Here is a 25982-nt window from a genome sequence, read left to right as displayed (position 1 = left end):
CACCGGACTCCGGTCTCCGTTCAGCGGTCGTCTCCGGAGGCGGGCCGGGTGCCGAAGTTGCCGTATCCCTTGAGCTGGTGGGGCTTCAGGCGTTCCCCCGAGCCGGGGTCCGGGAGGGGATCGGCCTCCCGTGCGCCTGTTGCCTCCTGCGGAGCGGGACTCGGACCGGAGCTGCGGGAAGGTGGTTCCGTGTGGAGCGGTCCACTGTCGCGGGCATGAATACGCCGCCCTCGGGCGAACGCGATCAGCAGGAACGCCACGACAGCCACTCCTACCAGCAAGAAGATCCAGATGGTCGCATTGTTCATGCACAGCGTCTACCCAGAAAACCCTGGACATGCCGACCACCATCAGCCCGGCCCGGCCGCAGCGGGCGCGCCGCCGACCGGCATGCGCGTCATGTCCGGACGGGCCAAGGGGCGCCAGGTGAGTGGTCGAGGGTGAACAGGGCTCCGTCCGGGTCCTGCACGGTCACCTGCCCCTGCCCCTGCCCCTTCGGCCACGTGCCGTCGGCCACGACCGTGCCGCCGTGCGAGGAGGCGGCGGCCGCGGCGGCCTGGAGATCACGGACCCGGAAGTGGACCATCCAGCGCGGCCGCAGGTGGGGCTGGGCGGCCGCCTCCTCCACGGGGCCGCCGTGCAGACGTGCCACCGCCTCGCCCGCGTAACGCAGGACGACCTGGTCGTGCTCGTAGGAGACGTCGCAGCAGCCCCGTCCGCCCCCGGTGGTCCACTGGAGCGCTTCGCCGTAGAAGAGGGCGGCCGCGAAGGCGTCCTGGCTGCGGAGTTCCAGCCACGCCGGTGTCTCGCCGTCGCCGATGCGCCACTCGGACAGTACCCGCCCTTCCCAGATCCCGAACGCCGCGCCCTCGCGGTCCATCGCCAGCGCCGCCCGGCCACGCGGCGGATAGGCGACCGGGCCGACGCCGACGGTGCCGCCCCGTTCGCGGATCCGGGCCACCGCCTCGTCCGCGTGGTCGACGGCGAAGTACGGGGTCCACTCCACGGCCACGGCCAGCTCCCGCGCCACCTGGGCGATGCCGGCCACAGGCACCCCGTCCGCCTCCGCGACCGAGAAGGCCCGACCGAACGACCCACGTCTGAACGACCACCCGAGCACCGCCCGGTAGAAGCTCTCCGAAGCGGCCAAGTCCCGCGCCGCCAGACTGATCCAGCACGGCGCACCCGCGAACTCCGCCGACGCCAGGGCCATGGCATCTCCTCCCGTCCGGCACCGCTGCCGAGTCGGACCGCGGCTGGCAGCAGATACCGGCACCTGCCCGCCACGTCGGCGCCCATGCGCGGCGGGGGCAGCTCCTGGTGAAGACCGACGGCTGCTCTCAGGAAGCCTCTCTGCGGTCGGCCGGGGGAAGTGCGCGCAGGAGGTCCCGCAGGGGGCGGGATCCCCCGGCCCATGTGGCGAGGAGGTGACGGTCGACGAGGTGGAGGCGCTGGGACTTCGCGAAGTCTGCGGCGTTGGCGGTGATGCGGCCGTTGGTGAGCATGACCAGGACGTCCGCGTGGTGGATCTGTCGGCCGGTGCCGTTGAGGACCTGCAGGTCGGGGGTTCCGACGGGCTTCCCGGACCAGCCGTCCTTCCTGTGCTTGCACTGGATGACCCAGCGCCGCCCGAAGGGGTCGGTGGCCTTGACGTCGGCGCCGTTGTCCCCCCGCCCGCCGACCTGTCGCGCGTCCGTACAGCCGTCGCGGCGCATCAGGTCCCGCACCGCGAACTCGAACGCCCGGTGGTGCAGCCGGTCGAGCTGTTCGAGCGCGTAGCGCAGGCCACTGGCCCGTACCTGCTCCCACCGGGCGGCATCGCTGCGCCGCCACATCCAGGTGCCGGCTCCTGCGGCGGCCAGGAGCAGGGCGGCGGCCACCGTCCAGGGGTGCGCCGCCAGCCACCGCAACGCTGCTGCCGCCAGGCTGAACACGACTGCGGCTGCGAGCAGGGCGAGGACCACCTGCTCCCCGTGCTGGTTCCCGCCGCGGCGGCGCCTGCGGGGCCGACCGGTGGTGCGCCGGGCGGGGCGGCGGCCGCTCACCCGGTTCCTGCCGGGCGCGCAGCGGCGGCCGCCGAGCCGGCGCCTTCCCGCCCGGGGTGGCGTCCGAGGGTCACTGGCCGGCTTCCGAGACTCCGCTGACCAGCTGGCCGAGGAAGCCGGCGATCCCCTGGCCGACGTCGGTGGGGGCGAGGATGATGCCCAGCGCCAGGACGATGACCACGGTCATCTTCTCGTCGAAGCGGCTGCGGGCCTCGGTGCGGCGGCGCAGCCGCAGAAAGACGATGAACGCCAGCAGTACCGCCACGTTGATCGTGAGCACGCGCCCAGTCCCCCCGGTCCGACCCTCACGGGAGCAGCGGTCACCACCCCCTTGGTCCTGTGTAGCCCGAGGCGGGCAGCGATGTGACGGGATCGCCGAGCGTTGGCGGCAATGCACCGCGATGGCCGGATTCGACGGGGCCGTGCGTTCGAACGCGTGGCCCGGGGCGATTCAAGCGGTCGTGGTCAGGCGGGTGCACTCGGCCACGACGGCACGCAGGTCTCCGGTGCTCTGCAGCATGCGGCGCTGGAGGCGGGCCCCGTTGCCCCGTTCGAGGAGGCGGGCGACGCCCGCGCGTGCGAGTTCGAGGTCGCCGTGGTCGTCGAGTGCCTCCCGTACGTGGTCCAGCAGAAGGTCGAGGACCACCCCCGCCGGGGCCGGGCACATGCTCCGGGGGTCGAGGAGCGGGCCGTCCAGGCCCGACTTGGCCGCCTGCCAGGAGGCGAGGCGCAGCAGGCCGACGCCGATCCGCGCGGGCGGCCGGCCTGCGTGCCACTCCCGGGCGGCGGTCTCGACCAGGGCGCGGGTGAGGGCGGCGAGCAGGACGGGGGTGCCGGGTTCGAGACAGACGTCGGCGACTCGGATCTCGACCGTCGGGTAGCTGGCGGAGAGCCGGGCATCGAAATAGATCATCCCGTCGTCGCGCAGGACGCCGGTCGCGAGCATCTCGCCCACCTGCCGGTGGTACTGCTCGGCGCTGCCGAACACGTCGGTGGGCCCGGCGGAGGGCAGCCGGTTCCACACCCGGCTGCGGTAGCTGCCGTAGGCGCTGTCCTGGCCCTGCCAGAACGGTGAATTGGCGCTGAGAGCGGTCAGGACGGGCAGCCACGGCCGGATACGGTCGAGGACCCCCACGCCCTCGTCGTCCGAGGCCACGGACACGTGGACGTGACAGCCGCAGGTGAGCTGCTCCTGGCCGGTCAGGCCGAATTGCCGGCTCACCCAGCGGTAGCGTTCTCCGGGCATCGTGGACGGGCGCACCGGCAGCGGCGAGGTGGCCAGCGCCGCGACGGCACCGCCGGCGTCGGCGGCGTGCCGTGCCGCCTCGGCCCGCCAGCGGACGATCTCCTCGGCCAGTTCTCCCATCCGCAGGACGGGACGAGTGGCGAACTCGACCTGCTCGCACTTGAGCTCGGTCTCCAGGGCGCCCTCGGCCGGCGCGTTCGTCCCGCTGCCCTCGCGGGACGCGGCCGACATCACGGCGGCCGAAAGGGCGAGCGGTTCTCCCGTGCCGGCGTCGACCAGCAGGAGCTCCTCCTCCACTCCTACGCTGCGCATGCCCGTCACGTTCCCTTCATCGGCGTCGTACGCTCGGCGCGCGCCCGTGTCGGGCGGACCACGACCGGGCTTGTGCGCCCCGTCCGTCTCACGTGCCCCGGCACCCACGGTTGTACCCCCCGGGCGCTCGTTTCCACGCCGGACACGGAACGGCGGGCGCGGCGCTCCGCCGTCCGGGGCGGCCGCCCAGGCCGGCCGTCCCGCGAGAGGGGCGGCCGGGACCGCTCCCGACGGACCGCTCGGCGTGCTGGACCGACCGGCCCGGCTCAGTCTGGAGGCATGGCCGATCACATCCCCCTCGTTGTCCGCCCTGTCGTCGCCGGTGGCCGCTCCGTCGTGGCCCCCGTCCATGGCGAAGATCGGGCCGTCGGCGTCGCGCACGCTCCCACCAGCCTCTTCGACGGCCGCTGAGCCATGGACCAGGCGCCGATCCTCGTTCACCGCATCTCTCCGACCGGCGGTCGCCGCGTCGTCATCCGTATCCGTGGCATCGAGACCGTCCTCGGCATCGCGCACTCCGACGCGGACCTGATCGAGTTTCTGCGACGTATCGAGGTGCCCGACCCGGAGGAGCTGGTCCTCGGTGACTCCGCCGTGATCGCCTGGCAAGGAGGCCGCCCGCACGTGTACGGAGCCGATGACGCCGACGCCGACGCCGACGAGACGTGATCCGGCAGCGGGCCGGGACCCGACGGAGGCAGCGCGGATTCATCCGGGTGCGCCGACTCCGGTCCGCCGTGAGCCCGTCGGCGGCTGCTAGCGTCGCATGGTCTTGATCACCGTGGACGACGAAGACCGACGACCGAGGAGACCGCCCCGATGTCCGAGGACCTGGCCACCGAGACCATCCGGAAGCTGGCTGACGTGGTGGCGTCGGACACCCTGCCGGAGCACGTGGTCGAGCTGCTGCGCGTCGCCCTCAGCCAGGCCGAGACGGCAAAGGCGGCGGGCCACGACGAAGAGGCCCTCACCATCGCCAGTCAGGCACTCCAGACGGCTGAGAACAGGACCGGGGAGCAGTAGGACCGCCACTTCTGCGACCCCTCGGGCTCCCGGCGGTCGGACTCCTGCCCGTGCGTGCGCAGTCGTGCCCGCGCGGGGTTCCCTACGACGGTCGTCGCGCGCCGATCGGTGATGCCGACGGCCGCCATGGGGGCCTCCTCCGGGTCCGGCCGGGCCGGTGGAGTCACCCGACCGGCCCATGGCCGCAGGCACCGGGGCGGCGGCCCGGCGCGGTCCGTGGCACGGTGGCAGGGCGACGAGAAGGTCCATGCGTGGGGGCCCGGCCGGGCGAGGAAGCGCCGGCCAGGCCCCGCCATCGCCCCCGTCCCTCGCCGCCGCCTCCCGTGGACGTCGCCGTTCACACCGTCATCGGACGGACGCCGGCCGGGTGCCCCGCAGAGTGCCCCGGCCGTGTTCCGCCCATGACCACTCCGTAAGGGCGACGATGCGCGGGCCCACCACGACCACTTCCACGGCTGGAGACCTCCGTGCTCGAACACCAGCGGCTCAAGGACCGGACCCGGAACACCTTCGTCCTGCCCGAGGACAGCCGGCCGGGGCCGGCCGGCGCCGCCGGGCCGGCGCACGGCGCGTACTCCTGCCGGTACTTGACCGCCGGTGACTACTGGTTCGACCACGGCCACGCCGAGCAGCAGGACGGCAGCGACACGCGCCTCCACCCCTGAACCAGCCCGGCGGAGCGGGCCGGGAAGAGGGGCCCTGCGTGATCATGCGCAATGATGTTGCCTACCATCGTGGGCAGTTGACGTGTGATCCGGTTTGGGGGCCTTGCCAGTGAACGATGCGGTCGAGTTGTCGGACATGATCACGCAGTTACGCCGGGAGCTGAGCCGGGCGATGTCCGACGGGGAGGACTCCGGTCTGAAGTTCAAGGCGGAACGGGTCGAACTCGAACTCACGGTGGGAGTGGAGCGGACCCGCGAACCGGGCGTGAAGGTGAAGTTCTGGGTGTTCGACGCCGGCGCCTCGGCGAAGCGCTCGGCCACGGTCACCCAGAAGCTCACGCTGACGCTCCAGCCGGTGCGTGCGGACGCACCGGAGCAGGCGGTCCTGATCTCCGGGGACGAGCTGCTCGGTGAGGACTGACGCGCCCGCCGGGCGCGGCGGACTGGACCCCCACCGCATCGCCGAGGTCATCGTCACGACCCCGGGCGGAGGCGGGCGTCGCGGGTCGGGGTACCGGGTCGCCGAGGCCACGGTGCTGACCGCCTTCCACGTGGTGGCCGGGGCGGAGGCGGTGCGGGTGCGTTTCGACGCGGACCGGCCGGGCCAGTGGGTCGCCGAGGCGGAGCTCGCCTGGTCGGATCCGGCCAGCGACGTGGCCGCGCTGACCTTCACTCCCCCGGCGGGCGTCACGCCCGTGCCGCCCGCGCGGTTCGGCCGCATCGGTGACGACCGGCACGCGGTCATCGACGTCCACGCGGCGGGCTTCCCCCTGTGGAAACGCCGGCGCGGCACCGACGGCAGGCAGTTCCGGGAACTGCACCAGGCCGACGGGACCGTGGCGGCCCTGTCCAACCTGCGGACCGGCACCCTGGAGATCACCGTTCCGGTGGCGGCCGCGGACCCCGATCCCGCCGTGTCGCCGTGGTCCGGCATGTCCGGAGCCGCCGTATGGGCCGGGCACCACCTCGTCGGGGTGGTCGCCGAGCACCACCGCGGAGAAGGGCTGGGCCGGCTGACGGCCGTCCGGATCGACCACACACTGCACGGGGTCTCCGAACCCCGCCGGGCGGAGCTGGCCGCGCTGCTGGCGATCCCGGATCCGGCGGCGCTGCCGGACGTGGGCGCCGGGTCGCCCGGCCCGGACGAGCCGGTCCAGCCGGCCACGTCGAAGGTGATCGGGCTGCCGGTCGCACACGGGCTGGAGCTGTTCAAGGACCGGGCCGAGGCACGTGACCTGGTCGGCCGCCACCTCGCCGACCCGGCCATCCGCATGGTGACGGTCACGGGACGTCGCGGCATCGGCAAGAGCGCGGTCGCCGCCAAGGTCATGGAGATGCTGGAACGCGGCGAGTGGCCGGGGCAGGCGCAGGCGCAGGCGCCGCTTCCCGCAGGCCTCGTCAACCTGAGCACCCGTACCTCCGGGGTCTCCCTCGAACGTCTCTACCTCGACTGCGCCCGCGCCCTCGGCCCCGCACACGAAGCACGTCTCCTGGAGGTCTGGGCCGCCGACCGGACCGTCACGGACAAGATTGGTGAGCTGTTCGCCGCGATGGGCGACCGGCTCTTCGTCATCCTGGTCGACAACCTCGAGGACCGGCTCCTGGACGACGGCCGGCTCGACGACGAGGAACTCGAAGCGTTCTTCGACTGCCTCTTCAGAGCCCGGGCGACGCCGCGGCTGCTGATCACCTCGCAAGTGCCCCTGCGGCTCCCGCCCGAGCTGCGCCGGTTCGCAGCCGAGGTCGAGCTGTCCGACGGACTTCCGCCCGCCGAGTCCGTCGCGCTGCTGCGCGAACTCGACCAGGACGGCAGCCTCGGAGTGGCACGGCTGTCGGACGAGCAGCTGCTGCGGGCGGCGGTCCGGGTCCACGGGGTGCCGCGGGCACTGGAGCTGCTGGTGGGCGCGATGGCCGACGACACGCTGATGCTGCCGACCCTGGAGGACGTACTGGAGGACTTCACGCTGCGCGGTGACGTGGTGGCGGGCCTCGCCCAGGACCGCTACCGGCGCCTCGGCGCAGACAGCCGCAGCGTGCTGAACGTCCTCGCGGTGCTGCGTACACCCGCCCCGCGGGAAACCGTCGAGTGGATCGCCGACGGCATCGCTCCCGGCCTCGACGTGGCGGCCGCCCTGTCCCGCCTGCTCAGGATGCGCATGGTGTCGGTGGACCGGGGAACGCGCACCTTCGCGCTGCACCCGATGGACGCCGACCTCGCGTACGGGGCCCTCCCCTCTGAAGGGCCGCAGGGGCGGCGGGCGTTGGAGCTGCGGGCGGCCGAATGGTACGCGCGGACCGCCCCGACGCGCCGGGACTGGCGCACGCTGGACGACATACAGGCACACCGGCGCGCGTTCGGCCACCGGGTGCGGGCCGGGGACATCGACGGCGCCGCGCTGGTCCTCGGCGCCATCGGGAGATGGATGGTCCGGCACGGCTCCGTGCTCGCGGCGATCTCGATGCATCTGACACTGGAGGAACGACAAGTGACCGACGACCGGGCACGTCTCGCCCATCTCATCAGCTTCGGGTACGCCCGGTTGAGCGGCGGCCCGCTGCCGCACGCGCTCGAGCTCTTCACGGAGGCCGCCGAGCTGGCCGAGCGCCTCCAGGACCGCCGCGTGCTCCAGGAAGCCATGTTCGGCCTCGGTGACGCGTACCGGCAGCTCGGCCGCCTCGGGGACGCCACCGTCCCCTTGGCCCGGGCAGGCGAGCTGGCCCGGGAGAACGGCGACGCCGAAGCAGAGGCCCACGCCGTCCTCAGCCTCAGCCTCGCGCACAGCACTCTCGGCGACGGCGAAGCCGCCCTGGCGGGCGCCGACCGGCTGGGCGAACTCGCCGCGGCCTCGGGGGACCGGCTCACCGAGGCCCGCTCCTGGAACGCCCGGTTCACGGCCCTGCTGACCCTGGGCCGCTGGGAGGAGACCGTCGTGGCGGGCGGTGAGGCCGTACGTGCCTACGCGGCGGCGGGCGTCCCGGAGGCGACGGACTACGCGCTGAACGCCCAAGGTGTGGCCCTGCTCGCCCTGGACCGTCCCGAGGAGGCCCTGGCCCTCCTGGCGGAGGCGCTGACCGCGGCGTCGGCCATGGAGAACCCGCGGACCGAGGGAGTCTGCCTCTACAACACCGCCTGGGCGCACTGGAGCGTGGGCCGGTACGGGCAGGCGGCGGAGACGGCCGAACGCGCGGCCGCCTCCCTGGACCGCGCCGGGGCGACCGAATCCGCGGCAGCGCACGCGCTCGCCGAAGCGGCCCGGGCCAGGGCCGTGCCGGCTCCGCGCGACGCCGCCGACGCGCTGGAGCGGGCCGCGCGGGGCGCCGGCCGCAACGTGGAGATGGTCCGTCCTGCCTGGCTCGCCGCGCAGGCGCGTCACCTGCGCGAGAACGCCTGAGGCCCTCCCGGTCGCGGTCGCTCGCTCCGGCCGGGGGCCGGGGGCCGGGGGCTCCGCATGGACGTCCGTCAACTGGGAAGGCGCCCCGGGCACGGCATCGGCCGGCGAGAGGCGTGGATCATGGCCGCGGTGACGGCGGTGCCCGCCCGGGACGCGCTGGCGGACTTGGCGGAATGGGTGGGCATCGCATCCGTCTCCTCCGACCCGGACCGGGCCGCCGACGTGCGCAGGTCCGCCGAATGGCTGGTGGGGACGATGCGCCGCGCCGGCTTCCCCCGGGCGGAGACCTGGGAGACCGGGAACCATCCGGCCGTCTACGGCTGCTGGCCTGCCTCCGATCCGGACGCGCCGGTGCTGCTCGTGTACAGCCATCACGACGTCCACGCGGTCGACCCCTCCGAATGGCGTGTCACCCGGCCCTTCTCCGCGCTGCCCGGTCCCGGCCACCTGTACGGGCGCGGCACGTCCGACGCCAAGGGACAGGTCATGTGCCACTTGTGGGCCCTGGCCGCCCACCTGGCCGAACGCCGTGCGACGGGCCACGCCCGGGCACCGGCCGTGACGGTGAAATACCTCGTCGAGGGAGAGGAGGAGATCGGCTCCGTGCACCTCGCCGACTGCTTGGCGCAGCACGCGCGGGAACTGCGCGCGGACGTGGTCATGGTCTCCGACTCGATGCTCTGGTCCCTGGACCAGGCCGCCGTCTGCGCCATGGTCCGCGGGTCGGTGACCGCGTCCCTCACCGTCCGCGGGGCCAGGCACGCCCTCCACAGCGGGGCCGTCTCCGGGGCCGCCTCGAACGCCGCCTCCGAGCTGTGCAGGGTCCTGAACGAGCTGAGTGACGAATCCGGCCGGGTCACCCTGCCCGGCTTCTACGACGCGGTGGCCGAGCCGGGGCCGGCCGTCCGGGCGGCACTGGACACACTGCCCTTCGACCTGCCGTCCTGGCTCGCCGGCACCGGCACCTTCGCCGCTCCCGGCGAGGCGGGGTTCTCGGCGCCGGAGCGGCTCTGGGTCCGGCCTTCCTTCGAGATCGCCCGGCTCACCGCCGGCCGGACGGACGCGCCGGCCCTCGGACTGATCCCCGCGCGGGCGGGTGCGGACCTGCTGTTCCGGCTCGTTCCCGACCAGCGCGCCGACCGGGTCGCCGAGCAGCTCCGGACCTGGCTGCGCGAGCACCGGCGGCCGGGATACACGTACGACCTGGACATCGCCCGGACCATCTCGGACCCCTACAGGACGCCTGCCGGGCATCCGGCCCTGACGGCCCTGCACAGGGCCGTCAGTCATGCCTACGGCGCGCCGGCGCTGCTGATCGGGAACGGCGGGGCCGCCCCTGCCGCCCAGCTCGCCCGGGCCTGCGACGCGCCCGTGCTCTTCTTCGGACCGGGCCTGCCCGGGGACCACTGGCACGGGCCCGACGAGCGCGTCGACATCCGGGCCCTCCGCCTCGGCACCCGCGTGCTCGCCCGGTTCCTCCGCGAGCTGCCGGCCGGAGCCCGCGCAGCTGCGGGTCAGGCGGCGCGCTGAGGCCGGTGGAGCTCGGGCTGCCCGAAGAGGAGGGCGTAGCCGTCGGGGAGTCGGCGGAGGATGCGGGCGAGGAGGTCGGGTCCGGCGAGGCGTGAGACGGCGGCGAGGACCGCGCCGGTGTCCCAGCGGGCGGTGGCCGGGGTGGCCCCGGTGCGGGCGGCCATGTCCTTGATGAAGCCCCAGCCGGTGAGCTGTTCGGTGTCCGGGATCTGCGCGGTGAAGACGAGGGCGGCCTCGACGGGCAGGCGTTGGGCGAGGGCGACGCGTTCGTCTCCGGTGATCTGCCGGCCGAGGGCGCTCAGGACGGTGCGGACGGCTTCCGCGGCGCGTTCGCGTGTGGGGTAGGCGCCTTCGTAGCGCACGTGTTCCAGCATTTCCTCGTGCGTCACGGTGGATGCTGCCGGGTGCGCGTGGAGCTGGTCGTGCATGTCGGTGCGGTTGCCTTTCTCGGAGGGCCCGGGCTGGGCGGGCAATGGTCAGACGGACTGGGGGTGGCCGAAGAGGAGGTCGTAGCCGGGCGGGAGCTGGAGCAGGGCCTCCCGGGTGAGGGTGTCGCCCGCTGCCGCGGCGACGGTGGAGAGGACCGCGCCGATGTCCCAGAGGGCTGTCTTCTCGGTGGCCCCGTCGATCCAGGCCGCGGTCGCGCGGACGAAGCGTTCGGGCGAGAGCGGTTCTGCGGCCTGCAGGGGGTTCAGGAGGATCAGGGCGTAGGTCTCGGGGAGCCGGGCGGCGAGTTCGGCGCGGACGGTCCCGACGAGGTGGGCGCCCAGCAGGGCCAGGACGACACGGGCAGCTCGTTCGGCGTCCTCCCGGGTCTTGTACTCGCCGCGTTCCTGGACTTGTGCCAGGAACGCTTCCGGGCGCATCGCCATCACGTCACCTCCGGGAGGGTGAGGGGATGAGAGGTGCGGCGGACGGGGGTGCCGGAGGGGGGTCGGTTCCCCCGTCCTCCGCCGCTGGTCGCCGGTCTGTCAGCCGGAGATCTGCTTGCGGTCGGCGCCGCCCCCGATGGTCACCTTGCGGGGCTTGGCCCGCTCGGCGATCGGGATGCGCAGGGTCAGGACACCCGCTTCGTAGTCGGCCTCGATGTTCTCGGTGTCCAGGGTGTCGGCCAGCATGACCTGACGGGAGAAGACACCCAACGGGCGCTCGGAGAGCTCCATCTGCACACTGTCGGACTTCCCCGTGGGCCGGCGCTCGGCCCTCACCGTCAGCATGTTCCGCTCGACGTCGATGTCGATCGCCTCGGTGCTCACACCGGGAAGGTCGAAAGCGATCACGTAGGCATCGCCCTGGCGGTAGGCGTCCATCGGCATGACGGACGGCTTCGACCAGGTGCCCGACGTACCGGACAGCTGCTGGACGATGCGGTCCATCTCGCGGAACGGGTCGGTGCGCATCAACATCGCGAAACACCTCCAGTTGGTTCAGGCAGGAACTGCCAATGCGCTTCAACGTGCTTCCGTTGTAACATGTCATCGAAATGATGACAAGCAGGGTGTCACCCGAACGATGACAGCGCGATGGAGAGAGACATGAACGAGCCCGCGCAGCCGGCCCCGCCGATCCCCTTCACAGCCGCGGCCGCGGCCCTGGCGACCATTCGCCAGGCCGTCAGTGAGGCCGCGCGGCAATCCGGCACGGATCCCGCTGCGCCCGCCGGACCCGCCCCGCTCCCGGATTCCGGTCCGCAGGCTGCGCTGGCCGCCCTGGCCTCGCTGCGGGAGATCCGTGAGCAGCTCGCCGGCTGGGAGAGCGGCCTGATCGAGGCCGCCCGGGGCCGGGGCGCGAGCTGGGCCGACCTGGCCGCACCTCTCGGCGTGGCCAGCCGCCAGGCAGCCGAACGCCGCTACCTCCGCCTGCGGCCCGGGACCGCCGGCAGTACCGGTGAGGAGCGGGTCCAGGCCACCCGCGACTCGCGCGCCGCCGAGCGCACCGTCACCACCTGGGCCCGGGACAACGCGGCCGACCTGCGCCGGCTCGCCGGGCAGGTCACGTCACTCGCCGGCCTGCCCGCCACCGCCCAGGGCGCCGTCGGCGACCTGAACACGGCACTGGCCGAGAACGACGCGGCGCGCCTCCTCCAGCCCCTGACCGACAGCCGCCCCCACCTCATGCGCCCCGAGGACGCCGAGCTCGCCGACCGTATCGACGCCATGACCCGCCACACCCAGCAGCTCCGCCAGGACACCCGCGACCAGCGCAACACCTGACCCGGGGCAAGCCGCAGCCGAGGCTCCCGGCCCCGGGCCTCACAGGCCGGCCGCGGCCTTCTCCCGCAGCGACTCCCACGCCCGGTCGCGCAGTTCGGGACACAGCAGCACCTCTACCGCTGTGCAGGCGAGTGCTTCCGCCGCCGCGAGCAGGACGTGGCGCCCGCGCGCGGACGCGGCCGCGCCGGCGAAGAGCGGGGTGTGGTCGGAGCCGTCGGCCGCGTCCATGATGGCGATGAACGGGTGGATGGCCGGTACGCGCGTGCTCACGTTGCCGATGTCGGAGGACCCCAGGTACACGCCGGGTTCCGGTTCCGTCAGCTGGATCCCGGCCCGCGCCAGGTGTCCGGCGAAGCGGGCGGACAGCTCCGGGTTGTCGCGGAAGTGCTCGCAGCGCCCGCCCACCCGCTCCACCGTGACCCGGGTCCCCGTGGCCGCGGCGGTCCCTTCGGCGCACCGCTCCAGCTCGGCCGCGAGTTCCTCCAGGGCTGCCGTGGTCGCGCCGCGGAGCCCGAACTGTCCCTCCGCGTATTCGGGCACGATGTTGGTGGCCCGCCCGCCGTCGGTGATGATTCCCTGGACGTGGGAGCCGGACGGGAGCCGACGGTGCAGGACACCGAGCGTGTTGAACAGCTGGATCAGCGCGCCCAGTGCGTCGATGCCGTCGGTCGGGTTGCCGGTGGGGTGGGCTGCGCGCCCGTGGAATCCCACGCGCACCAGGGCGCTGGCCGTGAGCGGGGCCCACGACCAGCTGTAGACGCCGGGATGCACCATCAGGGCGGCGTCCACGCCGTCGAACACCCCGGCGTCCACCAGCGTGACCTTGCCGCCGCCCCGCTCCTCCGCGGGTGTCCCGACGGCCAGCAGGGAGCCCTGCGGGTCGCCGAGGGCGGCCCGCAGGGAGAGGGCCGCCCCCAGCCCGGCCGCGGCGATCAGGTTGTGCCCGCAGGCGTGGCCGAGCCCCGGCAACGCGTCGTACTCCATGAGCAGTGCCACCCGCGGTCCCCGGCCGTCGCCGGCGGACGCGGTGAACGCGGTGGGCAGGCCGGCCGTCCCGCGGTCGACCCGGAAGCCCTCCAGCGCGAGCTCCGATGCGAGCAGGGCGGCCGCCCGGTGCTCCTCGTACGCCGGCTCGGGGTCGCGGTGGAGGGTCAGGGCGACGTCCCAGAGGCGGTCGGCACGGGCCGCGACCTCCTGCCGGATCCGGTCGCACACCGCTCCGAGGCCGTCGGCTTCGGGGTGGGCGGCGCAGGGTGCGGTGCGGTCGGGGTGCTCGGGCATTGGGGTACCTCCGTGGGGGTGTGCCGGTCCCCTCCCGTGCGTGTTCCACCGCAGCGGCTTCTGATGCGCATCCCCGGCTCCCCGGGGCGCGCGGTGCTACGGGGTGTCGTCCTTGAGCCAGTCCGGTGTCCTGAAGCGTCCGCCCGCGTACATCGGAAGGGTCACCGACTCCCCGTAGCGGGCCAGCTGGCTCCAGGGGCGGTTGATGCCCGCGGAGCCGTAGGCGCGTGTCCGGGCGACGGCCTCCAGGTCCAGAACGTCGACGAGGATCTCCTCGCCGGGGCCGGCCTGCTGGCGCACGATTCCCTCCGGGTCGACGACGGTGCTCAGGCCGACCCCGGCCGGGTCGGCGGCGTTGACGTTGACGATGTAGACCTGGTTGGTCCAGGCGTTGGCGCGGGCGCAGACCAGTTCCATCTCCCGGTCGCGGGTGGGGGTGAGGGTGGGCTGGATGACGATCTCCGCTCCCAGCCAGGCGAGCTGGCGGACGGTTTCGGGGAAGGAGCCGTCGTAGCAGACGGCCAGGCCGACCCGGCCCGCGCCGGGGATGTCGAAGACGGTGAACTCACGTCCGGGGGTGGTCTTCTCGTACGGCTGCCAGGGGAAGACCTTGCGGTAGCGGGCGGCTATCTCGCCTTCGGGTGAGACGGCGAGGGCCGTGTTGTGGATGTGTCCGTCCTCCGTGCGCTCGTACACGCTTCCCGGGACGAGCCACAGGCCGGTCTCCACGGCCAGGGCGCAGATCCGCTCGGTGAGCGGGCCCGGGACCGAGACGGCGGCCCGTTCCATCCAGTCTTCGGCGGCCGGGTGGAGGAGGGTCCCTTCCGCGGCGAGCAGCAGTTCGGGTACGACGACCAGCTGGACATGGGGGAACAGGGCGCGGGTGCTGCGGACCTGGTCGGCGAAGCGCTGCCAGCTCGCTTCGAGGTCGTGGGGTACGGGCCTGGTCTGGATGGCGGCGATGGCGAGCGTGCGCATGGGGCGTCAGTCCTCGGTGATGGTGAGTGCGGCCACGGCCGTGCGGCCGTCCCGGAAGAAGCGGTGGAAGCGGGAGCGGGCGGCGGTCAGGGCCAGGGCTCCGGTGGCGATGGAGCCGGCGCCGAGGAGGAAGACTCCGCCGATGCCGTGGAAGGAGGTGCTGCCGTAGCCCGGGTCGTACATGTCGTGGGCGCTGCGTGCGAAGGCGGCGAGCATGATCAGCCCGCCCAGCAGGGGCAGGATCCCGCGCAGCAGCAGGTCGCGGAGCGAGTGCCGCAGCCGTCCGCGGAAGTACCAGACGCAGGCGAGTGCGGTGGTGCCGTAGTAGCAGGCGATCAGCAGTCCGACGCAGAGGATCGCGTCGCCGAGGAAGTCGGTGGATACGGACGTGAACAGGACGAGGAGGCAGGCGGCGGTACCGCCGGCGAAGAGGGTCCCGAACCCTGGGGTGCGGTGCCGGGGATGAATGCGGGCGAAGCAGGAGGGCAGGGCACCGTGGGCTGCCATGGACAGGGTGCCGCGGGACGAACCGACGAGGCTGGTGAGGAGGGCGGAGACCGCGGACACGCAGACGGCCAGCTGCATCACCTTGGCCAGTACCGGGCCGAGGACGGGCGGGGCGAGCGTGGACAGGACGTCGGCGGCGTTGTCGGGGTTGCCGAGCCCGATGCCGGCGGTGCCGGTCCCGGCGAAGCCGATGGCCGCGAAGGCGGTGAACAGGTAGGTCCCCAGAAGCACGAGGGTGGAGAGTACGGCGGCCTGGCCGGCGACGCGTTCCCCGTCGCGCGTCTCCTCGTTCGCGGTGATCAGCGCGTCCCAGCCCCAGTAGATGAACAGGCACAGCATCACCGCCTCGGCGAACGGGCCGAAACCCGGGAAGGCGAAGGGGTTGAGCCACCCCAGGGTCGGGGTGACGGCGCCGTGGCGGACGAGGGCGACGGCGCCGAAGCCGAGCAGCGCGGCCAGCTGCAGTCCGAGCAGTACGTACTGGACTGTGGCCGAGAGGTGCAGGCCCCGGTGGGCGATAGCCGTCACCGCCGCCAGCAGCCCCACCGCGGTGATCGTCACGGCGGCGCCGCTGTCGGCGAGGGAGTCCAACCCGAGCAGGTCGAGCAGGTGGACGGCACCGACCTGGGAGAGGGCCGTCATCGCGATGAACGTGGCGGCCTGCACCACCCAGCCGCCGGTGAACCAGCCGGTCAGCGGTCCGAACGCCCGCGTGGTCCATACGAAGGTGGTGCCGCAGTCCGGCATCTCCCGGTTCAGCTCACGGAAGGCGAACGCGGTCAGCAGGATCGGGACGAATCCCAGCAGCAGCGCGGCCGGGGCCAGGTCCCCCACGGCCAGGGTCACGAAGCCGAGGGTCACGGCGATGCTGTAGGCCGGGGCGACACAGGAGAGCCCGAGGGTGACGGAGGCGAGCAGCCCCACCGAGCCGCCGCGCAGCCCCTTGTCCGGGGCGGACCCAGGCCCGGTTCTGGCCTCGGCGTCGTTCAGGTCGCGCATGGTTCCTCCACAGGACGCAGATTGTTAAACGCAGATTTAAGAGCTGCACCGCTGGGACGTCAAGGGATGGGGAGCTATTGTTAAATCCAGATGCAACTGAAGGACGAGGGAGAACGGCGTGGCCACGAGGAAGGGCAGCAACAAGGAGGCCCGCCGGGCCGAGCTCAGCAGGGCGGTGGAGCGCGCCTTGGTCACGCGCGGGCTGGAAGGCCTGCGCCTGCGTGACGTCGCGGAGGAGGCGGGGGTGACCCCCGCCGCCGTGCTCTACTACGGCGACCTGGACGCCCTGGTCCACGAGACCTACCAGCAGGCGATCGAGCGCTACAGCCGGGAGCGCGAGCAGGCCGCGAACCGCTTCACGGACGCCCGCGGGCAACTCGCGGCGTGCATCGACAAGGGGGTCGCGAGCGGGCCGGAGGACACGCTCACCCGGCTGCTCTTCGAGTACTGGCCCCGCTGCCTGCGCGACGCGAAGGCAGCGGCCCTGGACAGCGCACTGACCGAACGCCAGATCGCCGTGTACTCCGGCATCCTGGTCCTGGGCCAGGCCCAAGGGCACTTCACCCTGCAGGATCCGCCCCGGCTGCTGGCCGCCAGCTTCGTCGCCATGGAGGACGGCTACCAGATGGAGGTCCTCGCGGGTCGCCGCTCCCGTGCCGAGGTGATCACGGCCCTGCACGCCTACGCGCGAGCCGTCACGGGACACGACGTGAGCGGTCACGCCTGATACGGGCCGGCCCGCGTGTCAGCGGCGGTGGCGGTGGTGCCGGCGGCGGCCGTGGTGCCGGCGGCGGCCGTGGCGGCTCAGTGGACGGCCGGTCCGCTCGTCACGGCCGTCCAGCGGCCCCCGTTCACCGCGTACACCGTCAGCCGGCGGGTGACCGTGTCGCCGCTCCCGTCGAAGGCGACGCGGCCCGTGACTCCGTCGAAGCCCAGCCGTGCCACGGCCGGCGGCAGTTTCGCCCGGGCGTCGCCGGGGAGGGTGCCGCCGTTGGACGTCACGACCGCCTTCACCGCCTCGATGAGAGTCCAGGTCGCGTCGTACGCGTACGGCCCGTACCAGCCGGCCGCTTCCGGGTACCCCGCTTCGCGGTATCGGGCGAGGAAGTCCTGTCCCGCCGTCGATTCCTCCGCGGCCGCACCGATGTTGGTCGCGAGGTCGCCCTCGGCCTTCGGGTTCGCCGTCAGGTACTGCTGGTCGAAGATGCCGTCGCCGCCCATGAGGGGGACGTTCGCCCCGGACCGCTTCAGCTGCTGGGAGAGGGGTGCCGCGGTGTCGTAGTAGCCGCCGAAGTAGACGGCGTCGGCTCCCGCGGACCGCACCCTCCCCGCGAGGCCCGCGAAGGCCCGTTCCGCGGGGTCGACCCGCTCCGTGCCGACGACGGTCCCGCCGAGCTTCGTGAACTCGGCCGTGAATCCGGAGGTGAGGGCGGTGCCGTGGGCGCTCCCGTCGTCCACCACGTACACCTTGGTCTTCTTGGCCCCGCCGTGCAGGTAGCGGGCGGCGAACGGCCCCTGGTCGACGTCCGTCGCGACGGTGCGGAAGTAGGTCGAGTACGGACGCGTGGCGGCGCCCGCGGCCCAGTCGCGGCCCAGTGTCAGCACGGGGTCGGTGTTGCCCGGTGACACGACGGCCATGTTCGCCTGCGCGAGCGGCGCCACCAGGGTCTTGGCGACGACGGAGTTGAGGGGGCCGACCACCCCGAGCACCTTCTCGTCGGCGACGAACCGGGCCGCGTTGGAAGCGCCCTTCGCGGCGTCGGCCCCGTCGTCCAGGGCCTTGATCTCGAAGTTCACCCCGGGGACGTGTCTGGTTTCGTTGGCCGTCCTGGCGGCCAGCTCCGCCGAGTTCCTGATGCCGACGCCCATGGAGGCCAGTCCACCGCTGAGTGGCGCGTCCACCCCGATCACCACGGTGACGGAGGAGGCCGCCGACCCGCTGCCGGCCGCCGCGCCCCCGCCGCGCGGAGCGTCCTCGCCACGGGTGAGGGTCCAGGTCAGGACGGAACCGGTGGCGAGCGTGGCCAGCACCGCGGCCAGGACCACCGAGCGCCGGGACGGGCGCGCGCGCCTCGTGGACTCCGGCCGGGGGCGCCTCGGGCTGCCGGTGCCCGCACCGGCGGCGGGGTCCAGGACCGTCGGGGTCCGCGACGCCCGGGGGTCCGGAGCGTGCGAGGAGGCGTCCGGGGAGGCGGGCTCGGCTTCGTGCCCCGGCCCGGACGCGCGGCGGACGGGCGCGGCGGACCGCAGTACGCCTGCCAGCATCTCGGCCGCTTCCTCGGCACTCACGCGCCGCGCCGGGTCCTTGGTCAGGAGGGCGTCCAGCACGGGCGCGAGCGGTCCCGCGTGGAGTGCCGGCCGGTGCGGGCGGGTGAAGACGGCCACGGCGAGGGCGTGCAGACCGTCCGCGTCGAACGGCGGCTGCCCCTCGACCGCGTGGTACAGGGTCGCCCCAAGGGCCCACAGGTCGTTGGCCGGAGTCGGGCGCTTGCCCTCCAGCTGCTCCGGCGGCATGTAGTGCGGCGTGCCGATCACGGTCCCGCTGCGGCTCAGCTTGGTCGTGGCGTCCGACAGGTGGGCGATGCCGAAGTCCGTCAGGACGACACGGTCCTTGGTGAGGAGCACGTTGTCCGGCTTGATGTCCCGGTGGACGATACGGGCCCTGTGCGCCTCGGTCAGCGCGTCGAGCACGGCGGCGCCGATCTCGGCCACGCGCTGTACGGGCAGCCGCCCGGCGTCGCGGATGGCTGCGGCCAGGGACTGCCCGCGGACCAGCTCCATCACGATGACGGGCGCGCCCCTGTGCTCCACCACGTCGTGGACGGTGATGATCCCGGGGTGGCTGAGGGTGACCGCTGCGCGTGCCTCGCCGACGAACCTGCGGAGCAGCTCGGCGCGGTCGGCGTCCTCCATGCCTGGCGGGAAAAGGATCTCCTTGACCGCGACCTCACGTCCGAAGAGGTGCTGGTCGAGGCCACGCCAGACCCGGCCCATACCGCCCTGGCCGATACGTTCGACCAGCTGGTACCGGCCGGCGATGAGTTCGGGGTTCTGCTCGGTCACGCGCACACTCTAGGTGCTGCTGGGCCGATCAGGTGACACAAGGAGTGGCCTGATCCCGCCCATCGCGGACGCCCGGTGAGGCCGCCGTGACGCGGGTCCGGCGAGGCCCGGTCCCTCGCGCAGTCGTTTCGCTGCCGGCGACCGGGCTCCGGAGCGCTTGACCGGTCGTCAGATGCAGGCGGTCGCCTTCCCGTTCTGCCGCCTTCGCCATCCAGGCTCCGAAATCCGTTGCCGCAGACAGGGTTTGAGGATCGCAGGCGTGGACAGACGCGACGGTGACGGTGGCACGTCTCTCCAGTACGGCGAACGTCGCCGCTGGTGACCGTGGGCGGCACCGCTCCCCGGGGTGCCGTCCACGGGCCGCCGCCACGTGTAACCCCTCGTCGTCCCGCCGCACGCGAGCCGCGCAGCCGACGTCCGTGCCTCCCCGCGGATCCGGTCCGGCCGAGCCCCCGGCGCTCGCTGTCCACGCAGTGGTCCCCGGGCCGCCGGCGGGACGACGACCGCCCCGCCGACAGCGACGCGGGTCAGTCGACGACCTCCACTCCGATGACGCAGGTGTCGTCGTCGGTGTCGGACCAGCTCCGGGTGAGCAGGGCGTCGAGCCTGCCGTCGAGGTCGCCGCCGCCGCCGGCCGCCGTCTCCAGCAGGTGGGCCAGGGATTCCTGTACGGAGGCGTCCCGGCGCTCGACGAGTCCGTCGGTGAACATCAGCAGGGTGTCCTGCCGTTCGAGCCGTACCTCGTGCTCGGTGTACGTCACGTCGGGCAGCGCTCCCAGGAGCAGTCCGTCGACGAGGGGGAGCGCCTGCGCCTCGCCCTTCCTGACCAGTACGGGCGGCAGGTGACCCGCGCGGGCCCAGCGCATGACGCGGGTCCGCGGATCGTAGAGGCCGCAGACGGCGGTCGCGGTGAGCTGCTTGGTCAGGTGGTGGGTGACGGTGTTGAGCCAGGACATCAGCTGCGCGGGACCCGCTCCGGTGACGGCGAGGCCGCGCAGCGCGTTGCGCAGGACGACCATTCCGGTCGCGGCCTCGATGCCGTGACCGGCCACGTCACCCACCGACAGCATGATCAGGCCCGAGGGCAGGACCAGGGTGTCGTACCAGTCGCCGCCGACCAGGGACTCCGTCTCGGCGGGCCGGTATCGGACGGCGACGCTCAGCCCCGGCGCCTCCACGTGGTGGTGCGGGGGCATGATGGCGTGCTGGAGCTGGAGGGCGAGCCTGTTGCGTTCGGCCGATTCGGCTTCGGTGAGCGCCAGTTGGTCCCGGGTCGCGGCGAGGGCCACCTCGGTCCAGTGCTGCGCCGAGATGTCCTGGTAGGCGCCGCGTACGGCGTGCAGCCTCTGGGCCGCGTCGAGGACGGGCTCGGCGACGACCCGGATGTGCCGCAGGATGCCGTCGGACCGGCGCAGGCGCAGGTTGACGGAGGCCGGGCGCCGGTAGCGCAGGACGGTGCGCAGGAAGCGGCCGAGTGCGTCGGAATCGTCGGGGTGGGCGTAGTGGGGCAGGTCGCTCAGCGGCACGGGGGGTGCGGTGCTCGGGAGTCCGTGGAGGGCGTAGAGCTCGGAGTTCCAGGTCACCGCGCCGGTGGCGAGGTTCTCTTCGAAGCCGCCGATGCGGCCCAGGCGCTGGGCGTGCTGGAGCAGGTTCGCCAGCCGGGCGGCCTCGTCCTCGATCCGCCAGATGAGCAGGACGGCGGCGCCGTGCCGGCTGACACTGATGTCGGCGACCGAGGTCAGGGGGATCTGGTCGACCAGGGCGGTCAGGCTCATGCGTTCGGCGCGGAACGGTTCGCCGGTGGCGTGCACCCGCTCGACGGTTTCGAAGAGCCCGTTCTCGCCGGCGGCCATCGGGTAGGCCTCCAGCAGCAGTGCGCCGTTGACGTCTCCGCGGGCTCGGCCGACGGGGTCGACGAACCGGCTGTTCACGTGGCGGATGCGGAAGTCGGCCAGTTGTCCGGCCGGGTCGAGGACCGGGGTCAGGATGATGGTCGGGTCGCGCAGTCCCTCGGCGAGACCGATCAGCTCCGATACGTCGGGAAGCAGTCCCTCCGCTGCCGTGGCCTCGGTGCGCGGTGCCGTGTCCAGGGTGTGGGCACACAGTTCGGCCAGCGCCTCGACCTGGCGCCGGATCTGCGGCGGCTGCGGCGGCAGGGGCCCGGGCCAGCAGACTTCGAGGACACCGAGCACGCGTCCGCCGGTACCGGCGGGCACGGCCATCCGGCCCCCGTCGGGCCACAGCCGGTGGCCGACCGAGGGGATGCCCTCGCGCCCCAGGTCGGAGATGGTCACCGGGGCGCGCTCGCCCAGGGCCTGGCGGGGGACGGTCGCGACGCCCGGAGGAACGTGTCGCCAGCGGGCGGCCTCCTCCGGGGGGAAACCCGCGTGCCCGGCGAGGTCCAGCGAGCCGTCGGGGGCCGCGGCCCACACGGCGACCGCGACCGCTCCCAGCGGGCTGAGCGCGTTGGCCAGCAGGGAGTCGGCCACGGCTTGGGTGTCGGCCGCGGCGAGGACCCCGCTCTCGGCGGTGCGCAGCCGTACGGACACGGTGGGGGCCTGCGGGGCCTGCGGGGCGGGCAGGGCCGCCGCGGTGCGTTCGACGAACTCGGCGGCGACCTCGCTGACGTGGTCGCGGGCCGCCTGGTTGACGATGTCCGCGGCGAGTTCGAGGAGGGACACCTCGGCCTCCCGGCGCAGCTCGTCGAGCTGGTGGGCCGCGGCGGCGGGCGTGCAGTTCAGCCGTCCCATCAGGATGCCCTTGGCCAGCTCGACCAGCGCCCGGCCATCGGCGGCCGCGTGGGCCTCCCGTACTTCCCGGCGCAGGCGCTCGACCGTGGCGACGAGCCGGCCCAGGGGGGACGGTGCCTGCTGCGGAAGGCGGGGCAGCGGCAGCTCGTCGGCCCGTGTCCCGGGGGGCGGGGAGGTGTGCGAGAAGGTCACCGTACCGCCGCTTCCTCGACGGCCCGGCCGGGCCGGGTCAGCCAGTGGCGGACGCGTGCGATGACGTCGTCCGCGTCCACGGGCTTCGTGACGTAGTCGCTGGCGCCGGCGGCGAGGCTCTTCTCCCGGTCACCGGGCATCGCCTTGGCCGTGACGGCGATGATGGGCAGCTCGGCGTACTCGCTCATGCGGCGGATCTCCGCGGTGGCGGCGTAGCCGTCCAGCTCGGGCATCATGACGTCCATCAGGATGATGTCGACGCCGGGGTTGCGGGTGAGCGTCTCGATGCCCTTGCGGCCGTCCTCCGCGCGCAGTACCCGCATGCCGTGGAGTTCCAGGATGCCGCTGAGGGCGAAGAGGTTGCGTGCGTCATCGTCGACGACGAGGACGGTGCGTCCGGCGAGGTCGCCGTCGAGCACCTGGGGCGGGTGCTCGCCGCTCTCCCCCGGGCCGACGAGCGGCAGGACCTCCCCCGGGGCCTCGGCGGACAGGTGCAGCACGATGCGTTCGCGGAGTTCGTCGAGGCTGCTGAGCACCTCCAGACGCCGCGACGCGGCCCGCTCGCGCAGGGCCTGCTCCTGGCCGTCTTTCAGGCGGGGGTTGTTGTGCGCCAGGACCGGCAGGGAGCCGAGCGCCGGGTCCCCGTCGAGGGCGTCGAGGAAGCGCAGGGCCTCGCCGTCGGGCATGTCGAGTTCGAGGACGACGCAGTGGAAGGGCTCGGCTGCCAGCACGGCGGCGGCTTCCTGCGAGCTGGTCGCGCCGACCACCTGCATGCCGCTGTGCTCCCCGCTCCCGGCGTGGCGCGGCACGAGGTCGCGCTCGGCGCTCTCGGCGACGAGGGAGAGCAGGCCGCCCATGCGTTCCTCGATGACGAGGAGGCGCCTGGGCGGGCGCGGCCGGCCCCCGGGGGCGTCGCCGTCGGCCTCGCGACGCGGTTCGGGCGTCCGGTACGCGCCGCCGGACGGGGACGGCGCCGCGGCGGCGGGGAGGGCCGCCGGGCCCTCGTCGAAGCCGGCGTGGCTGACCGGGAGGTACAGGGTGAAGGTGCTGCCCTGTCCGGGGGTGCTCTCCGCGCTCACGGCTCCGCCCAGCAGTTGGGCGATCTCGCGGGTGATGGAGAGACCGAGTCCCGTGCCCCCGTACTTGCGGCTCGTGGTGCCGTCGGCCTGCTGGAAGGCACCGAACACGGATTCCAGCTGCTGTTCCGGGATGCCGATGCCGGTGTCGCGGACACGGAAGGCCATCACGCTCCCCCGGCGGAGCACGTCGGCCGGGACCTCGGCCTCACCGGCGCGTTCGATGCGCAGCTCGACGCCGCCGCGCTCGGTGAACTTGACCGCGTTCGAGAGCAGGTTCCGCAGGACCTGGCGCAGCCGGGAGTCGTCGGTGAACAGGTCGGCGGGTGCGTCGGGGGCGGTGGTGACGGTGAAGTCGAGGCTCTTCTGCGTGGTCATCGGCCGGAAGGTGGCCTCGACGTACTCCAGGAGCTGCGGCAGGTGGACGCGTTCGGGGTGGATGTCCATCTTGCCCGCCTCGACCTTGGACAGGTCGAGGATGTCGTTGATCAGCTGGAGCAGGTCCGAGCCGGCAGAGTGGATGATCCCGGCGTACTCGACCTGCTTCGGGGTGAGGTTGCGGGAGGGGTTCTGGGCGAGCAGCTGGGCGAGGATGAGCAGGCTGTTGAGGGGGGTGCGCAGTTCGTGGCTCATGTTCGCAAGGAACTCGGACTTGTACTTCGAGGCCAGTGACAACTGCTGGGCTCGGTCCTCGAGTTCCTGCCGCGCCTGTTCGATCTGGAGGTTCTTCGCCTCGATGTCGTGGTTCTGGCTGGCCAGCAGAGCCGCCTTCTCCTCCAGTTCGGCGTTGGAACGCTGCAACTCCTCCTGCTGGTCCTGGAGTTCGGCGGAGCGGGCCTGGAGCTCGGCGGTCAGACGCTGGGATTCACCGAGGAGCTCGTCGGTGCGGGCGTTGGCCACGATGGTGTTCACGTTGACGCCGATGGTCTCCATCAGCTGGCTGAGGAAATCGCGGTGGACGGGCGTGAACGAGGAGAACGAGGCGAGTTCGATCACACCGAGGACCTGGTCGTCGACGACGATCGGCAGGATCATCAGACTGCCGGGTGTGGTGTGGCCGAGTCCGGACGAGATGACGTAGTTGGCGGGTACCTGGTCGGTGGAGATGATCCGGTGGCTGCGGGCCGCCTGGCCGACGAGGGAGTCACCGAGGGCGAAGCGGCGCGCCACTCCGTCGGACGGGGAGCGCCCGTACGAGCCGACGAGCGTGAGCATCGTGCCCTGCGGGGTGTCCTCGGCGAGGTAGAAGGCGCCGTACTGGGCAGCCACCAGAGGCGTCAGCTCGTCCATGACGAGTTCGGCGACGACCGCGAGGTCACGGTGGCCCTGCATCAGGCCCGAGATCAGCGCCAGGTTGGACTTCAGCCAGTCCTGCTCCTGGTTGGCGCGGGTGGTCTCCCTCAGCGAGCCGACCATGGAGTTGATGTTGTCCTTGAGGTCGCCGACCTCGCCCGGCGCGTCCACGGTGATGGAACGGGTGAGGTCGCCTTCGGCGACGGCGCTGGTGACGGCGGCGATGGCGCGCACCTGGCGGGTGAGGTTGCCGGCGAGTTCGTTGACGTTCTCGGTCAGCCGCTTCCAGGTGCCGGAGACGCCTTCCACCTCGGCCTGGCCGCCGAGCCGTCCCTCGCTGCCGACCTCGCGGGCCACGCGGGTGACCTCGGCCGCGAAGGCCGAGAGCTGGTCGACCATCGTGTTGATGGTGGTCTTCAGCTCCAGGATCTCGCCGCGCGCGTCCACGTCGATCTTCTTCGACAGGTCGCCGTTGGCCACGGCGGTCGTCACGAGCGCGATGTTGCGGACCTGGTTGGTCAGGTTGTTCGCCATCGAGTTGACGTTGTCGGTGAGGTCCTTCCAGGTGCCCGCCACATTGGGCACGCGGGCCTGACCCCCGAGGCGGCCCTCGGTGCCGACCTCACGGGCCACGCGCGTCACCTCGTCGGCGAACGCGGACAGCGTGTCGACCATCGTGTTGATGACCCCGGCGAGCGCGGCGACCTCGCCCTCGGCCTCCACCGTGATCTTCTGCGACAGGTCGCCCCGGGCGACAGCGGTGGCGACCTGGGCGATCGAGCGCACCTGGCCCGTCAGGTTGTACGCCATCACGTTGACGTTGTCGGTGAGGTCCTTCCAGGTCCCGGAAACGCCCTGGACCTTGGCCTGACCGCCGAGGTTGCCCTCCGTACCGACCTCGCGCGCCACGCGGGTCACCTCGTCGGCGAACGCGGACAGCTGGTCGACCATCGTGTTGATGGTGGTCTTCAGCTCCAGGATCTCGCCGCGCGCGGTGACGGTGATCTTCTGGGAGAGGTCACCCTGGGCGACGGCGGTGGCGACCTGCGCGATGTTGCGGACCTGGTCGGTGAGGTTTCCGGCCATGAAATTGACCGAATCCGTGAGGTCCAACCACGCTCCGTCGACGCCGGGAACTTCGGCCTGACCGCCCAGCGTCCCCTCGGTGCCCACTTCCCGCGCCACCCTCGTCACCTCGGAAGTGAACAGCGACAGCTGCTTGACCATCCCGTTGAAGACGGTGGCGATCTCCCCGAGGAGCCCCTGCGCCGCATCGGGCAGCCGGGTGCGGAAATCTCCGTCCCGTACGGCCGTGAGCCCCTCCAGCAGCAGCCGGAGCTCCGACTCGGTGATGCCGCCCTCACCGGCCACCGCTGGCGCTCCGCCCGGTGCCCCGGCGCCAGTCCGCTCAGCCATC

At 72.9% G+C, this 25982-nt stretch carries 23 protein-coding genes; 9 read left to right on the top strand and 14 right to left on the bottom strand.

Annotated elements, in window-relative coordinates; genetic code table 11:
* Positions 1-20: 20 nt before the first annotated feature.
* From ACZ6Y1_RS26705 to ACZ6Y1_RS26685, 5 genes are all read right to left on the bottom strand, one after another.
* Positions 21-308: a DUF6479 family protein gene (locus ACZ6Y1_RS26705; RefSeq protein ID WP_469634785.1), complete on the bottom strand. Its 288-nt coding sequence runs from the start codon at positions 306-308 to the stop codon at positions 21-23.
* Between the two features lie 89 nt (positions 309-397).
* Entirely contained in the window at positions 398-1213 is an 816-nt protein-coding gene (locus ACZ6Y1_RS26700) for a VOC family protein (RefSeq protein WP_469634782.1), read from the bottom strand.
* Between the two features lie 127 nt (positions 1214-1340).
* The gene (locus ACZ6Y1_RS26695) at positions 1341-2045 is read right to left on the bottom strand and encodes a restriction endonuclease (RefSeq protein WP_469634780.1); all 705 of its coding nucleotides are present in this window, start codon (positions 2043-2045) and stop codon (positions 1341-1343) included.
* A gap of 70 nt (positions 2046-2115) precedes the next feature.
* Entirely contained in the window at positions 2116-2325 is a 210-nt protein-coding gene (locus tag ACZ6Y1_RS26690; protein ID WP_469634777.1) for a hypothetical protein, read from the bottom strand.
* A gap of 171 nt (positions 2326-2496) precedes the next feature.
* Positions 2497-3603: a glutamate--cysteine ligase gene (locus ACZ6Y1_RS26685; RefSeq protein WP_469634774.1), complete on the bottom strand. Its 1107-nt coding sequence runs from the start codon at positions 3601-3603 to the stop codon at positions 2497-2499.
* Positions 3604-3882: 279 nt separating this feature from the next.
* Here ACZ6Y1_RS26685 and ACZ6Y1_RS26680 point away from each other — a divergent pair, with 279 nt between their 5' ends.
* The 7 genes from ACZ6Y1_RS26680 to ACZ6Y1_RS26650 all read left to right on the top strand — a co-directional run bounded on the left by ACZ6Y1_RS26680 (position 3883) and on the right by ACZ6Y1_RS26650 (position 10213).
* A complete protein-coding gene (locus ACZ6Y1_RS26680; RefSeq protein ID WP_469634771.1) occupies positions 3883-4014 on the top strand; it encodes a hypothetical protein in 132 nt (43 codons plus the stop codon).
* 3 nt (positions 4015-4017) lie between these two features.
* On the top strand, positions 4018-4272 hold the full coding sequence (locus tag ACZ6Y1_RS26675) for a hypothetical protein (RefSeq protein ID WP_469634768.1): 255 nt from the start codon (positions 4018-4020) through the stop codon (positions 4270-4272).
* Between the two features lie 150 nt (positions 4273-4422).
* The gene (locus ACZ6Y1_RS26670; protein ID WP_469634765.1) at positions 4423-4626 is read left to right on the top strand and encodes a hypothetical protein; all 204 of its coding nucleotides are present in this window, start codon (positions 4423-4425) and stop codon (positions 4624-4626) included.
* A gap of 467 nt (positions 4627-5093) precedes the next feature.
* Positions 5094-5291 carry a hypothetical protein gene (locus tag ACZ6Y1_RS26665; RefSeq protein WP_469634762.1) on the top strand — a complete coding sequence of 66 codons (198 nt, stop codon included), beginning with the start codon at positions 5094-5096 and terminating at the stop codon, positions 5289-5291.
* Between the two features lie 109 nt (positions 5292-5400).
* Positions 5401-5712 (top strand): trypco2 family protein, encoded by a 312-nt coding sequence (locus ACZ6Y1_RS26660; RefSeq protein WP_469634759.1) that lies wholly within the window; start codon positions 5401-5403, stop codon positions 5710-5712.
* Complete coding sequence (locus tag ACZ6Y1_RS26655; RefSeq protein WP_469634756.1) at positions 5702-8683, top strand: trypsin-like peptidase domain-containing protein; 2982 nt, start codon at positions 5702-5704, stop codon at positions 8681-8683. Before ACZ6Y1_RS26660 ends, ACZ6Y1_RS26655 begins: the two co-directional genes overlap by 11 nt.
* Before the next feature lie 120 nt (positions 8684-8803).
* Positions 8804-10213, top strand: a complete 1410-nt coding sequence (locus ACZ6Y1_RS26650) for a M20/M25/M40 family metallo-hydrolase (RefSeq protein WP_469634753.1) — start codon at positions 8804-8806, stop codon at positions 10211-10213.
* On the opposite strand, the gene ACZ6Y1_RS26645 is transcribed toward ACZ6Y1_RS26650, so the two are convergent.
* From ACZ6Y1_RS26645 to ACZ6Y1_RS26635, 3 genes are all read right to left on the bottom strand, one after another.
* Positions 10198-10641 carry a DUF2267 domain-containing protein gene (locus ACZ6Y1_RS26645; protein WP_469634750.1) on the bottom strand — a complete coding sequence of 148 codons (444 nt, stop codon included), beginning with the start codon at positions 10639-10641 and terminating at the stop codon, positions 10198-10200. The two genes, ACZ6Y1_RS26650 and ACZ6Y1_RS26645, sit on opposite strands and share 16 nt — an antisense overlap.
* Before the next feature lie 48 nt (positions 10642-10689).
* On the bottom strand, positions 10690-11085 hold the full coding sequence (locus ACZ6Y1_RS26640) for a DUF2267 domain-containing protein (protein WP_469634747.1): 396 nt from the start codon (positions 11083-11085) through the stop codon (positions 10690-10692).
* Positions 11086-11184: 99 nt separating this feature from the next.
* Positions 11185-11619, bottom strand: a complete 435-nt coding sequence (locus tag ACZ6Y1_RS26635; RefSeq protein WP_469634744.1) for an Hsp20/alpha crystallin family protein — start codon at positions 11617-11619, stop codon at positions 11185-11187.
* Positions 11620-11748: 129 nt separating this feature from the next.
* Between ACZ6Y1_RS26635 and ACZ6Y1_RS26630 the strand changes: the two genes are divergently transcribed.
* Positions 11749-12426: an HSP18 transcriptional regulator gene (locus tag ACZ6Y1_RS26630; protein ID WP_469634741.1), complete on the top strand. Its 678-nt coding sequence runs from the start codon at positions 11749-11751 to the stop codon at positions 12424-12426.
* 39 nt (positions 12427-12465) lie between these two features.
* On the opposite strand, the gene ACZ6Y1_RS26625 is transcribed toward ACZ6Y1_RS26630, so the two are convergent.
* The 3 genes from ACZ6Y1_RS26625 to ACZ6Y1_RS26615 form a co-directional block, all read right to left on the bottom strand.
* Entirely contained in the window at positions 12466-13707 is a 1242-nt protein-coding gene (locus ACZ6Y1_RS26625) for an amidohydrolase (RefSeq protein ID WP_469634738.1), read from the bottom strand.
* Positions 13708-13803: 96 nt separating this feature from the next.
* Positions 13804-14685, bottom strand: a complete 882-nt coding sequence (locus tag ACZ6Y1_RS26620) for a carbon-nitrogen hydrolase family protein (RefSeq protein WP_469634735.1) — start codon at positions 14683-14685, stop codon at positions 13804-13806.
* 6 nt (positions 14686-14691) lie between these two features.
* Positions 14692-16191 carry an APC family permease gene (locus ACZ6Y1_RS26615; RefSeq protein WP_469634732.1) on the bottom strand — a complete coding sequence of 500 codons (1500 nt, stop codon included), beginning with the start codon at positions 16189-16191 and terminating at the stop codon, positions 14692-14694.
* 118 nt (positions 16192-16309) lie between these two features.
* On the opposite strand from ACZ6Y1_RS26615, the gene ACZ6Y1_RS26610 reads away from it, so the two are divergent.
* Positions 16310-16918 carry a TetR/AcrR family transcriptional regulator gene (locus ACZ6Y1_RS26610; RefSeq protein ID WP_469634729.1) on the top strand — a complete coding sequence of 203 codons (609 nt, stop codon included), beginning with the start codon at positions 16310-16312 and terminating at the stop codon, positions 16916-16918.
* A gap of 77 nt (positions 16919-16995) precedes the next feature.
* Here the strand turns inward: ACZ6Y1_RS26610 and ACZ6Y1_RS26605 are convergent, their stop codons facing one another.
* The 3 genes from ACZ6Y1_RS26605 to ACZ6Y1_RS26595 all read right to left on the bottom strand — a co-directional run bounded on the left by ACZ6Y1_RS26605 (position 16996) and on the right by ACZ6Y1_RS26595 (position 25981).
* Positions 16996-19254, bottom strand: coding sequence for a bifunctional serine/threonine-protein kinase/ABC transporter substrate-binding protein (locus tag ACZ6Y1_RS26605; RefSeq protein WP_469634726.1), 2259 nt, complete (start codon positions 19252-19254; stop codon positions 16996-16998).
* Between the two features lie 527 nt (positions 19255-19781).
* Complete coding sequence (locus ACZ6Y1_RS26600) at positions 19782-22196, bottom strand: SpoIIE family protein phosphatase (protein ID WP_469634722.1); 2415 nt, start codon at positions 22194-22196, stop codon at positions 19782-19784.
* Positions 22193-25981: a HAMP domain-containing protein gene (locus ACZ6Y1_RS26595; protein WP_469634719.1), complete on the bottom strand. Its 3789-nt coding sequence runs from the start codon at positions 25979-25981 to the stop codon at positions 22193-22195. Before ACZ6Y1_RS26595 ends, ACZ6Y1_RS26600 begins: the two co-directional genes overlap by 4 nt.
* Position 25982 lies beyond the last annotated feature (1 nt).

It is taken from the genome of Streptomyces sp. NPDC053432 (assembly GCF_055585365.1).
Note: the sequence above shows the minus strand (reverse complement) of the source record. Positions and strands in the feature narration are given on the sequence as shown.

Excerpts from the sequence above, each read along its gene's own strand:
- ACZ6Y1_RS26630 (WP_469634741.1), top strand. The coding sequence starts at position 11,749 with ATGAACGAGCCCGCGCAGCCGGCCCCGCCGATCCCCTTCACAGCCGCG.
- ACZ6Y1_RS26625 (WP_469634738.1), bottom strand. The coding sequence starts at position 13,707 with ATGCCCGAGCACCCCGACCGCACCGCACCCTGCGCCGCCCACCCCGAA.
- ACZ6Y1_RS26645 (WP_469634750.1), bottom strand. The coding sequence starts at position 10,641 with ATGCACGACCAGCTCCACGCGCACCCGGCAGCATCCACCGTGACGCAC.
- ACZ6Y1_RS26650 (WP_469634753.1), top strand. The coding sequence starts at position 8,804 with ATGGCCGCGGTGACGGCGGTGCCCGCCCGGGACGCGCTGGCGGACTTG.
- ACZ6Y1_RS26640 (WP_469634747.1), bottom strand. The coding sequence starts at position 11,085 with ATGGCGATGCGCCCGGAAGCGTTCCTGGCACAAGTCCAGGAACGCGGC.
- ACZ6Y1_RS26595 (WP_469634719.1), bottom strand. The coding sequence starts at position 25,981 with ATGGCTGAGCGGACTGGCGCCGGGGCACCGGGCGGAGCGCCAGCGGTG.
- ACZ6Y1_RS26685 (WP_469634774.1), bottom strand. The coding sequence starts at position 3,603 with ATGCGCAGCGTAGGAGTGGAGGAGGAGCTCCTGCTGGTCGACGCCGGC.
- ACZ6Y1_RS26620 (WP_469634735.1), bottom strand. The coding sequence starts at position 14,685 with ATGCGCACGCTCGCCATCGCCGCCATCCAGACCAGGCCCGTACCCCAC.
- ACZ6Y1_RS26675 (WP_469634768.1), top strand. The coding sequence starts at position 4,018 with ATGGACCAGGCGCCGATCCTCGTTCACCGCATCTCTCCGACCGGCGGT.
- ACZ6Y1_RS26680 (WP_469634771.1), top strand. The coding sequence starts at position 3,883 with ATGGCCGATCACATCCCCCTCGTTGTCCGCCCTGTCGTCGCCGGTGGC.
- ACZ6Y1_RS26705 (WP_469634785.1), bottom strand. The coding sequence starts at position 308 with ATGAACAATGCGACCATCTGGATCTTCTTGCTGGTAGGAGTGGCTGTC.
- ACZ6Y1_RS26615 (WP_469634732.1), bottom strand. The coding sequence starts at position 16,191 with ATGCGCGACCTGAACGACGCCGAGGCCAGAACCGGGCCTGGGTCCGCC.
- ACZ6Y1_RS26635 (WP_469634744.1), bottom strand. The coding sequence starts at position 11,619 with ATGTTGATGCGCACCGACCCGTTCCGCGAGATGGACCGCATCGTCCAG.
- ACZ6Y1_RS26670 (WP_469634765.1), top strand. The coding sequence starts at position 4,423 with ATGTCCGAGGACCTGGCCACCGAGACCATCCGGAAGCTGGCTGACGTG.
- ACZ6Y1_RS26700 (WP_469634782.1), bottom strand. The coding sequence starts at position 1,213 with ATGGCCCTGGCGTCGGCGGAGTTCGCGGGTGCGCCGTGCTGGATCAGT.